Here is a 10,627-nt window from a genome sequence, read left to right as displayed (position 1 = left end):
GCATGCCACCGCTATCTGACCATCACCACCCTCTGCAACCCTGCCCGGTGCGTCACTGGGCGAGGTCCGCCTCGGACCGCATCGCCATTCACGCCGCCGACCCGCTCACCTACCAACAGCTAGATATCAGACTCAACGGCCTGTGCCGGCAGCTGGGGCAGGCGGGCCTGCAGGCCGGTGATCGCCTCGCCGCCGTGGTGCGCGGCGCCCTGCCCGACCTGTTGCTGGCCTGGGCCTGCGTGCGCAGCGGCATCGTCTTCTGCCCGCTCAACCCCGCCTTTCCATTGGCGCGGCAAGCGGAGCTGGCGGCCCTGCTCGCCGTCAGGGCCTGCTGGTCGGCAGGCGAGATCCCGACCGGCAACTGGCAGCCACTGCGACTCGACTTCACCCATGAGCTGGTGGCGGACGAAGGCGACTGCATGCTGGATCCTGCCCGGCTCAACAACATGATCCTCACCTCGGGGTCCAGCGGCACGCCCAAGGCCGTGGTACACCGGCTGGCCAATCATCTGGCCTCGGCGCGGGGATCGGCCGCCGTGATCCCGCTCGACGCCGAGTGCGGCTGGCTGCTCTCCCTGCCGCTGTTTCATGTCGGCGGTTACGCCATCCTGTTCCGGGTCTTTCTGGCGGGTGCTGCCCTGGTGCTGGACGATCGCCGCCGCCCGCTCAGGGAGCGGCTCGAGCAGCAACCCATTACCCACCTCTCCCTGGTGCCGACCCAGCTCTGGCGACTGCTGGCAGAAGGCTTTGATCCCGCCAGAACCCGGCTGCGCGAGCTGCTGCTCGGCGGCGCCGCCATTCCCCAGCCCCTGGTGAACCGGCTGAGCGCCATGGGGCTGGTGCCCAAGGTGAGTTACGGCCTCTCCGAGATGGGCAGCCAGGTCTGCACCGGCCAGCCGTCCACCGCCGGCGTGGTGGGCAAGGCACTGCCGGGACGGGAGGTCTGCATCCAGCAGGGGGAGATCTGCGTGCGCGGCGACACCCTGTTTGCCGGCTACTTCAAACAAGGCGGGCTAGAGCGGCCGCTCGATGAGGCAGGCTGGTTCCACACCCGCGACAAGGGGCATTTCACCGTCGATGGTGAACTGGTGGTGGAGGGGCGGCTCGACAACCTCTTCATCTCCGGGGGTGAGAACATCCAGCCCGAGACCATAGAGCAGCGGCTGGTGGATCACCCCGCCGTGGCACAGGCGCTGGTGGTGCCGGTGCCGAGCGATGAGTGGGGGCAGCGCCCGGCCGCCTTCATCGAGTGGCATGGCGAGCCGGTGCCCCCTGCCGAGCTGGCGGCCTGGATCCGGCAGACCCTGCCCGGTTTCATGGTGCCGGACCAGTGGCACCCCTGGCCCGATCTGGGCGGTCACCTCAAGCCGCAGCGCAGGCAATATCAGAATATTCTTAAGGCGCAATAATCACTCCTGCGACAGGACTTGGCATGCAGGAGTCATCCAAATACGCACATTATTCGAAAGAAAATGCTGGCGGTGTCAAAATCCCCCTCACTGCCCCAAGTAAGTGAGAACGATTACATAAATGGCTATTTTTTTGCACGTTTTTTGAACTGAATTAATTACCTGTAGTACCATATCCGCCATCATGCATTTCAATGGAAAGGTAACCGTTTGATAGTTAAAGATATTGTCAATTTTGCATTATTTGAACAAAGACTGCATGGTGGTAAAATGCTCTCCTTGGCAGTAAGGCGAGTCACACATGAGTAACAAAAATTATAAAATTGCAGAGGAGATATTTTTCTCCGCGGCAATATTCCGACTCTCTAAGGGAGAAAAGGACATCAAGCTCAGCAACAAAGAAGCCGAGCTGCTCGAAATGCTGTGTGATGAGGCAGGCAGTGTCATTCCAAGAAGCAAACTGCAAGATGCCTTGTGGCCAAACCAGGACAATACCGATACCAACCTGAACCGGCAGATCCTCTCATTGAGAAGAAAGCTGGAATCATTCGGTTTAATGGATGCGATCGATACCATTCCACGCGTGGGATATATCTTTTGTGCCCCTATTGAGGCCGCAGGAGAGACCGAAGAAGCTGCACCAAATGAAGAAACGCAAGCGGCGAATCCTTCTCATGCGCCTCAGGCCAGACGGCAATATACTCGCCGCAAATATGACCGCTATTTCAGCCCAAAGCGTATTCTGCTGTTTGCTCTGCTGCTGGTCTCACTGACTTCGCTGGCCATCGTCATCTATAACTATGCGACGGCAAATACGCTGCGTACCATCAATCTCAGCCAGATTTCCCTCTACTCTATATGACCAGCGAGACGGAAAAAGCGCTGAATGTGAAAATCGATTCTCTGATCCCCTTGATACAGCGTATTTCACGCAAGGCGGATGAACAGGTTTCCATTCTGGTCGGTAAAGAAGCCATCAGCTATTTCTCCATCGACAATAACAGCAGGAAATTATCCGAGAATGTGTTTCTGCTGCGCAGCGGTCATCCAGTGGCGGAAGAAGTGCAATGTGTGATCACCACCATGACCCAGCAGGGAGACAATGTTTCCCACAACTATTACAACAATCCAGATACCACAGTCCGTTATCACAGCAATTGCCAGGCGCCGGACAACTGGGTGGAGATGACCAGAAAGAGCAAATTCATTGTCACCATGAACAGGGAAATAGTGGTGGCAACCGTGATCGCCACCGACAATCAGGGCAAAACACTGTTCAATCTGGATTCCGTCGGGGATCTGGAGCGGGATGATGGCGATATTTCGGTCGAGGTGAAAAATACCATCGTCAATTTCATTGATCAGCAGGCACTGACCAGCAATGGCATGGTAGCAACCCTGGTAGCGGCGCTGACACCACCCAAACAAACGGCACAATTTGTTCAGTTGCCGGGCGGCATTTACCTCTCCAATTATCTGGGTGGCGTCATCACCTGGCCCAGCCTCGGCAATTCAAAGGTCATCCAGCGCAATGACCTCTGAGTTTATTCATAAGCAACGATGAAGTTGGCAACGGCAGAATAGTCACCGGGCTGGATGTTCTTGGCCGCCAGCGCGTCCGGGTGCCCTTCCACCCGGGCAAAGAATTGCAGTTCATTGTCTGCGCTGCCGCCCAGCAAATAACCGCGGGAGGGAGTGCCCAGATCCAGGGGTGTCTGGGTCACGTCATACAAGCGGATGCCGGCGCCCTTGGCAATGCCCGCGGTAAAGGCCAGCCCGCCGCTGAGCTGGGCATCCTTCGAGCCGGTAAAGGTCACCTTGGCCATGCGGAAAATCCCCGGCTTGCAGTTGGTCAGGCGGATGGAGAAAGGTACCTGCTCCCCGGCCCCGTTGGCATAGAGCTGCTTGACATCGACCACCCCCATCTCGACCTCCTGCTCAAGGGATTCGGGGGCGACCACACAGGGCTGGTCGATTATCCGGCCATGGAGGTTTAGCTTGTCACCACGCAGTTCCAATCCATCACCAGCACGAGGTATAGCTGCAACAGCAATCAACGGGCTAAGCATCAAACTGATCAACAATGTTCGTAACATATAACTGTCTCTCACTGGAATTCGGCAACTATGGTGGCGGTAGCATAAAAATCGCCCGCGGCCACATCTGCCCCTGCTGGCGATACCGGTGCGGCAATAAAGCCCCAGTCACCAATATTTCCCTGCATGGAAACAGGATAGAACTTATTGATGCTCATCTGAGAGCCATCCAACTGCTTGAACTTAATCCCAAGATCAGGAATCACAGCCCCCCCTTGATAGCCATCTTTAGTTGTTCTCAAATATTCATCACTAAAAGATGCTGCTTTCCCTGAAATACCAAGATTTATCTTCAGTGCATTACCTTCAAACTCTCCACCCTTGCATTGAAAGGTTAGTGGGACAGTCTTTTCAAAGTTATTACCATCAAGCCCATTCCCAGGTAAATCACCAAATTCTACTTCTATTGTTTGCCCCCCATTAATTGTACATTCCTCTGGGACATATAAGAGTGCAGACTTTATTATTATCCGAGACATAGCCATAGGGCCATAGCCATTTGCAGCACTTCCTCCCAAGCGACCAAACATCTCGACGACCTTACGGTCTTCTATTTGAACTCCGTTTATTATGGGTTTTCTTACTCTGAAGGTAACTTTACCCTTACTACCGCTACGATAACTAAAGCGATCAGATGGTGAATAACAAGTCCATTCCAACCGATTACTTTCTTCGGTAAATGGAGCCGTAACATAAGTCCGTCTATTCCCCTCAAACCATATCTCAACCTTCATATCCAAAAACTCGTTCAATTTCATAAATCCACCACCGACAGGTGGAATAGACTCATTCATGATCGCCTTGAAATATGTAGGCCCTTTTATTCTCCCATTAGAGCAATCTATTGATGCGTTATATTGTCTTTTTAAATCCCACTCCAATGGCGGCTTGGTTTCATAGCCTTTTTCATTTTTAATGCTAGAGTTACCCAAGTCTATATCATATTCATATGTACCACCGTCAGGGTATACATACCCATTGCCATATGAGAGCGCTGGATATAGTAAGCTCAGCAGTAGACCCGCAATCGAAGCTTTACGCAGCATTAGCTTACTTCTCTTTAACGCTTTCACAGCGGTCACCTTTACACTGGTATTTGATATCCATATATCCGCCGTAGTCATTGACGTAGCTGATCACAAATTCATTGCCCAGTGCTTCCGGGATGGTGACCGTCTGCTCTGACTTGGGGGCAACCATAAAGGCCGAGAAGCCCTTCATCGCGGTTCTCCCTTTGCCCTGCGGATGGCCTAGGCCCACGTAGGTGATGTAGTAAGGAGTCGGGTTGTTGACCTTGAGGGCCTTGCCCAGCTTGGTGATCAACACCTGATCCTGCCAGATGGCACCGCGCTCGGGCAGGATGGCCTCTGGGCGGTAGAACAGCTTGATCTTGGACTGCACGGCAATCTGCATCACGTTGCTCTTCTCGCTCTTGGGCGGGATCTCGCGCAGATTGAAGTAGTAGATGGACTCGCGATCCTTGGGCAGGCTGTCGATGGCCGGCACGCTGGCGATCCGCACGATGGACTTCTGGTTCGCATCCACCCGCTGTACCGGCGGCAGCACCGCGAAGGGAGACGCGATCTTCTGACCCTGGGCATCTTCAATCCAGGACTGCGCCAGGTAGGGCAGCTTCTGGTTCTCGTTCTTGATGTTGAGGCTGATGGACTTGGCACCGCCCGGATAGACGACACGAGTACGGTCCAGCACGATGGCAGCGCTGACGTTGAGCGAGGTCATGCCCAGCACGGCCAGACAGGTATAAGAGAGCAGCTTTTTCATCGGTATCCCATTACTTGCAAGTGAGAGTCTTCATCGACAGATCGGTTACTTGTTGCGGCGCCACTATCTTGCACTGGCGGGCGCCGCCCCAGGAGAGTTCAAACGCTTCATTCGGTTTCACCCCGGTCAGATAGACCAGGCCATCTTCATCCACCACCGAGAGCACCCGGCCGGAATCCTTGACGACGGTGGCACCAAACGGCGGCACTGAACCATCGGGCAGTTTGACGTTGGCCAGCAGCTTGAACCCTTCGGCCATTTCGAAGGCATTATACCCAATTGCGCCCTCGGTCAGGGTCCCCTGCTTGATGGCGTTCATCGCATCGATGTCATCGCTCAGCTGATCCACGTCCACCCGGGTGTCGCTCTTGCGATAGTCGGTCATGTCGCTGATCACCGCGACGCCAAAGCGGTTGGTTACGGCGCGACCGTTGTTGAAGGAGACGCCGGAGGTCTTGTCGGTGTCCACCATCATCCGGGTACCGCCACGACGGGTCGCCTGGTGCAGGGCTGCACCGTGCTGGGTCGCCGTCAGACCGCCACGCAGGCTGGCGCCGACCGAGGTGTATTCGCTCTGCACGCTGTAGGCATTGAGGCTGACCGCCCCGATGTCGCTGTTGTGGTTGTAGTAGCCCCGCGCCACGGCATGGCCGTTGCTCTGCACGCCCGCCCCCAGCTGATAGGTATCGTCCGGCCGGCTGTAATCCTGATAGGTGGCCAGATGGGTGACCTTGCCATTGGAGGACTGCACGCTGTATCCCGCGCTCTTTCTGTCCCCGATCGGCATGCTCAGGGTCAGCATGACGCTCTTGTCATCCTCGTAGTTCTCGGTCTTGGTCTTGTAGGCCGACACATAGACGGAGACATCCTTGAAGCTGCCGATGTTCACGTTCTTGTTGATGGTGAGGCCGTAGCGATCCTCGGCATCGTGCTCCCAATAAGTTCTGTGGGTGTAGTCCAGATAGACTGTCAGCGCCTTGGCCGCATCCTCCGCCCAGAAGGTCTTGTTGGCGGTGATGGTGTAGAGCTCCTTGTCACCCCAGGTGTTGTAGTCATCGCTCGAGGTCGTTTCGTTCTTCTCCAGCCGCTCCTTGTTGCTCAGGAACTGCGACATGGTCATAAAGTTGTGCTGGGAGAAACGATAACCGGCGAAGGTGATCGAGCTGTTGTATTCATCAAACTGCTTGGCGTAGTTCACCCGCACCGACTGGCCAATCTTGGTCGACAGGCCCGGCAGCTTGGCAATGGACTGGGTCAGGTCGGCCGAGATGGCGCCGAAGGCATAGAGATCGCGACCGATACCCAGCCCCATGGAGTTGTATTCACCCGCAACCAGGCTGCCACCGTACAGCGACCAGGAGTTGGCCACCCCCCAGGAGAAATCTCCGGTCACAAAGGCCGGGCCATGCACATCGTGCACCGAATCTGTCTGTTCGGAAGGTGCGCCGACCGCCAGGTTGTATCTGACGTAGCCGGGACGGGTCAGATAGGGGACGGTCGCGGTATCGACCTGGAACGAGTTGACGCTGCCATCCTGCTCCTCTACCCGCACGTCGAGGCGGCCGCGTACCGAGCTGTCCAGCCCCTGGATGCGAAACGGACCGGCCGGCACGTTGGTCTCATAGAGGATGCGGCCGGACTGGGAGATGGTGACCTTGGCGTTGGTCTTGGCGATGCCGCTTACTTCCGGCGCATAGCCCTGCAGGCTCGGCGGCAGCATGCGCTCATCATTGGCCAGGTTGACGCCGGTATAGCGGAAGCCGTCGATCAGTTGGGAGTTGAGCTGCTGCTCACCCACCGTCAGCTTGGCGGCCATGTCTGGCAGCGGACGATAGGCATAGATGCGGTTCAGCTCGGAAGTGGTCCGCTCGTTGTCACCCCAGTAGGCATTGGCCTGGTAGTCGCCCCGCAGGCGCCAGGCGCCATAGTTGAACCCCAGCGTACCGTAGCTGCTGATGTTGCGGTTGGAGTAACCATCCCCTTCATTGACCTGGGCGTTGATGTTGTAATCCAGCATCATCCCCGGGATCCCTTCATCCCACTGTTCGGGCGGAATCCAGTTGGGATCGCTGTACTTCATCCACGCCTGGGGCACGGCGATGCGCAGCAAGCCGTTACCTATGTCGTTCGCGATCACCACACCGTCCAGCGCCAGCAGGTTAGCACACTGGCCATCGTGCCAGGTATCGATCTTGGCGATGGCCTCGTCGGTCAGCGCCAGCTTGGGGATCACCTCTTGCGGCAGGCAGGCCACCCCACCCTTTCCCTTGCCGGTATCGGTCTCGTAGAAAGGGATCTTCTGCAGGGGCAGCTTGTTCTTGTTGACCTCGATCTCGAGGTAGTAGTCGCCGGGCAGGATGTAACCTTCGTCGGCAAACTGGGAGAGGTCGATCTTGGTCCGTTCGTCCAGATCGAGCGCATCAATATTAAACTCCGTTTCTGCCCATGCGTGATTTGCCACCGCCATCAGGCCGGGCACGCATAGCATGAAAACCATTTTTGAATAATGTTTTTTTCTCACAGAGTCTGATGTTGAAACGCTCATATTTTCACTCTAGGAATTGCATAACGGTCTCACGTAATGAGGTATCTACACTAAGCAATTGGCTTGCTTACATATAATTGAGTTCAAACAGCGTCGTACTGTCTTGGAAAAACAGCTGACTGCTGGTGAGCCCCAAATTGAATTCCAGATCACTATTGACGATATCCGAAACAATAAAGCGTTCGCCGGATACCTTGTGATATTGGCCGTTGTTGAGAATGCCCAGCTCATCGCTCATGGCACCGCGCACGGACATGGAAATAAAAGGCAGTGATGCCTCCGTCGCCCCTTCAACCTGACAGCCGCTGATTTTCAGCGTGCCCGGCTGCCGAGCCTGCAGCGGAATGCTGCGCAGCACCTCCAGCGTACAGCCCGATTCGGCCAGTCCATCCGTGAGTTCATTGGCGTGGACTGACCCCGCCATCATCACCAGCTGCAGTACCATGGCTGCCATCATTGAAGTTTTCATGATCAAGGTTCGATGTGAGGAGACAGAATGTGTGAGGTTGTGGTGGTTCGCACCACCACAACCCTGATCACACGTTAAGGCACTCTATTACTCGTAGGAGAGAGTAAAGTTGGTCACTGCAGTGAAAGCGCCGGCTTTCAGCGGGTTGGCGGTCTGATCGGCATAACCTTTCAGCACGGCGCTGAAGGGCAGCTCGTTGTCACCGTTGACCAGGCCGAAGGCGGCAGTCGGAGTACCCAGCACGATCGGGGCACCACCCGGAGCGGTCATCTTGATACCGGCACCAGCGGCGTCACCACCACCGATAACCAGCAGGCTGGAATCTACCGGGTCTTTGGCACCGCTGAAGGTTACCTTGACGGCATCTTCCTTGTCGGAGATTTCACAGTTCAGCAGCTTGATGCTGAACGGCTTGGAGTTGGACTCGCCACCGCTGGCCAGCTCTTTGGTGCTGATCTGACCCATTTCAACTACCTGGTCAACAGACTCAGGAGCAACGGAGCAAGGAGCGTTGATGATTTCACCATTGAAGGTGACTTTGCCTGAACCAGCGCCACCGGCAGCAACAGCGGAGCCGCACAGCAACATGGAACCAACACCCATAGCAACCAGAATCTTGTTAGCTTTCATTCGTTTATACCTACATTAACGTGTGTTGTACTGCATCACTCCAATCATGCTGGAGTCACGATCTTCAGTGATGCCGCGATATACTGCACAGCAACTGCTGGTGCCCAACCTCTCATTAAGCCGGTGAGGGGTCATGCCAATAATCAGCTGTGCCTTTTAAGGTCTATTTAAATAAGCAAAAGCAGCACACCGCATCAGGGGCAGTTCCCGCTACACCTCAACTGCACAACTACATACATCCTTGTCGTCTGTGCAGAAAGCCGTGTTCCGCTTTTGCTTGATGGACAAATTAACGACTCATATGATGCACATCAAATACATTTTGATTTTTATAAATTCAGATATAAACACTTATAAAACAATCACTTAAAGTTAAATCGGAACATTGGCGAACGCCATGAAATAAATAGCGTTCATATAGCAAACACCCATTGCATAATTTGAAGCCGGATATTTTTAATCACTTAACAATCATTAACAAAAACACAACAAAATAATGTTTGAGCAGTATTTTAGGCGATTCTAAAAATACCTATAAAGCAATAGTCAAAACGGCTCGCTTATATCGCCAGGTAATCAGGTAATCAGGTAATCAGGTAATCAGGTAATCAGGTAATCAGGTAATCAGGTAATCAGGTAATCAGGTAATCAGGTAATCAGGTAATCAGGTAATCAGGTAATCAGGTAATCAGGTAATCAGGTAATCAGGTAATCAGGTAATCAGGTAATCAGGTAATCAGGTAATCAGGTAATCAGGTAATCAGGTAATCAGGTAATCAGGTAATCAGGTAATCAGGTAATCAGGTAATCAGGTAATCATTTTAACCCATTAGGCATAGAGGAAAGTTGATATCTCTGCTGTTGCCACCTTCCTGTGTGACCCTGGTTTTAATTCACCAGATGCTAGTCATGTATGTTCACCACAGAATAAGGCTTCGTCGAAAACCAGTAGTCAATAGTGATGAACAAGATTGGATATATACCGCCTAATATGGGCCAGACCATATATTTCCTGTCACGGTCATATATAAAATTTTATTTGTGACTGATATCCCACACTTTTTTATGGCGATTGATTTCTCAAAGTGGGGTGTTATCATCTAAACATAGAGTAAAGGGCAAACCGGTCGAAAGGTCGGGACGCAAAGCCACCGGTCTAAGGGTTCATAACCTAAGACAGCGGAGCTGCCATCTGAGAAGAGCGATGTCATCAGTTGTATCTGTGTCATTCTCTTTGATTGCGTTGCCCTTTTCGTACAACGACATGTGACGAAAAGGACATAAAAATGAACACTTCCACCGCTTCCGTTCGCAACAGCGCCATCCGTTTCGCTTCTTCTGCTGCGGCAGCCATGCTGCTGGGTGCTGCCTTGCTGCCTGCCACTGCCTCCGCTGCCGACGGCACCATCACCTTCACCGGCACTATCTACGAAGCCCCCTGCGACTTCGCCGACAACAGCGTGACCTGCTATTCCGGCACCCAGCGCCAGACCCTGGATCTGGCCAGCCTGCAGCAAGCCGGCAGCCTCAATACCATCAGCAGCACCATGCAGTACAAGCTGTCTGCCGGCAGCAGCAACATGGCCATCGTCACCGTCAGCTACCTCTGATCGGGTCGTTCCTGCCATCTGCCCGGGGTTGTTCATTACCTCGGGCGGATCTGTTCGCCTTTTGCAGGATGAGCCCCCACAGCCTC

At 54.2% G+C, this 10,627-nt stretch carries 8 protein-coding genes, 1 pseudogene and 1 riboswitch; of the genes and pseudogenes, 3 read left to right on the top strand and 6 right to left on the bottom strand.

Translation table 11 applies throughout. The annotated features are described in order from the left end of the window. The first annotated feature begins 2 nt into the window (after nt 1-2). Together AHA_RS02635 and AHA_RS21990 are read left to right on the top strand one after the other, a co-directional pair. Nucleotides 3-1,409 carry a 2-succinylbenzoate--CoA ligase gene (locus AHA_RS02635; protein ID WP_011704500.1) on the top strand — a complete coding sequence of 469 codons (1,407 nt, stop codon included), beginning with the start codon at nt 3-5 and terminating at the stop codon, nt 1,407-1,409. Between the two features lie 301 nt (nt 1,410-1,710). After that, a pseudogene (locus AHA_RS21990) lies at nt 1,711-2,951 on the top strand (winged helix-turn-helix domain-containing protein). A 2-nt stretch (nt 2,952-2,953) separates the two neighbouring features. On the opposite strand, the gene AHA_RS02625 reads toward AHA_RS21990, so the two are convergent. The 6 genes from AHA_RS02625 to AHA_RS02600 all read right to left on the bottom strand — a co-directional run bounded on the left by AHA_RS02625 (nt 2,954) and on the right by AHA_RS02600 (nt 8,931). Next, entirely contained in the window at nt 2,954-3,505 is a 552-nt protein-coding gene (locus AHA_RS02625) for a fimbrial protein (protein ID WP_011704497.1), read from the bottom strand. An 11-nt stretch (nt 3,506-3,516) separates the two neighbouring features. Beyond that, nucleotides 3,517-4,551, bottom strand: a complete 1,035-nt coding sequence (locus AHA_RS02620) for a fimbrial protein (protein ID WP_011704496.1) — start codon at nt 4,549-4,551, stop codon at nt 3,517-3,519. A gap of 4 nt (nt 4,552-4,555) precedes the next feature. Continuing rightward, nucleotides 4,556-5,287, bottom strand: coding sequence for a fimbrial biogenesis chaperone (locus tag AHA_RS02615; RefSeq protein WP_011704495.1), 732 nt, complete (start codon nt 5,285-5,287; stop codon nt 4,556-4,558). A gap of 10 nt (nt 5,288-5,297) precedes the next feature. Continuing rightward, nucleotides 5,298-7,832, bottom strand: a complete 2,535-nt coding sequence (locus AHA_RS02610) for a fimbria/pilus outer membrane usher protein (protein WP_011704494.1) — start codon at nt 7,830-7,832, stop codon at nt 5,298-5,300. Nucleotides 7,833-7,899: 67 nt separating this feature from the next. Next, a complete protein-coding gene (locus AHA_RS02605) occupies nt 7,900-8,289 on the bottom strand; it encodes a hypothetical protein (protein WP_029304496.1) in 390 nt (129 codons plus the stop codon). Nucleotides 8,290-8,388: 99 nt separating this feature from the next. After that, on the bottom strand, nt 8,389-8,931 hold the full coding sequence (locus tag AHA_RS02600) for a fimbrial protein (protein WP_011704492.1): 543 nt from the start codon (nt 8,929-8,931) through the stop codon (nt 8,389-8,391). 1,107 nt (nt 8,932-10,038) lie between these two features. After that, nucleotides 10,039-10,124, top strand: a riboswitch (cyclic di-GMP riboswitch). A 93-nt stretch (nt 10,125-10,217) separates the two neighbouring features. On the opposite strand from AHA_RS02600, the gene AHA_RS02595 reads away from it, so the two are divergent. Continuing rightward, on the top strand, nt 10,218-10,541 hold the full coding sequence (locus AHA_RS02595) for a fimbrial protein (RefSeq protein WP_065479870.1): 324 nt from the start codon (nt 10,218-10,220) through the stop codon (nt 10,539-10,541). Nucleotides 10,542-10,627 lie beyond the last annotated feature (86 nt).

It is taken from the genome of Aeromonas hydrophila subsp. hydrophila ATCC 7966, from assembly GCF_000014805.1.
GTDB lineage: Bacteria > Pseudomonadota > Gammaproteobacteria > Enterobacterales > Aeromonadaceae > Aeromonas > Aeromonas hydrophila.
This window is presented reverse-complemented; position numbering and strand designations above follow the sequence as displayed.

Coding starts and splice junctions, on each gene's coding strand:
- AHA_RS02620 (WP_011704496.1), bottom strand. CDS start 4,551: ATGCTGCGTAAAGCTTCGATTGCGGGTCTACTGCTGAGCTTACTATAT.
- AHA_RS02605 (WP_029304496.1), bottom strand. CDS start 8,289: ATGATGGCAGCCATGGTACTGCAGCTGGTGATGATGGCGGGGTCAGTC.
- AHA_RS02635 (WP_011704500.1), top strand. CDS start 3: ATGCCACCGCTATCTGACCATCACCACCCTCTGCAACCCTGCCCGGTG.
- AHA_RS02610 (WP_011704494.1), bottom strand. CDS start 7,832: ATGAGCGTTTCAACATCAGACTCTGTGAGAAAAAAACATTATTCAAAA.
- AHA_RS02595 (WP_065479870.1), top strand. CDS start 10,218: ATGAACACTTCCACCGCTTCCGTTCGCAACAGCGCCATCCGTTTCGCT.
- AHA_RS02615 (WP_011704495.1), bottom strand. CDS start 5,287: ATGAAAAAGCTGCTCTCTTATACCTGTCTGGCCGTGCTGGGCATGACC.
- AHA_RS02625 (WP_011704497.1), bottom strand. CDS start 3,505: ATGTTACGAACATTGTTGATCAGTTTGATGCTTAGCCCGTTGATTGCT.
- AHA_RS02600 (WP_011704492.1), bottom strand. CDS start 8,931: ATGAAAGCTAACAAGATTCTGGTTGCTATGGGTGTTGGTTCCATGTTG.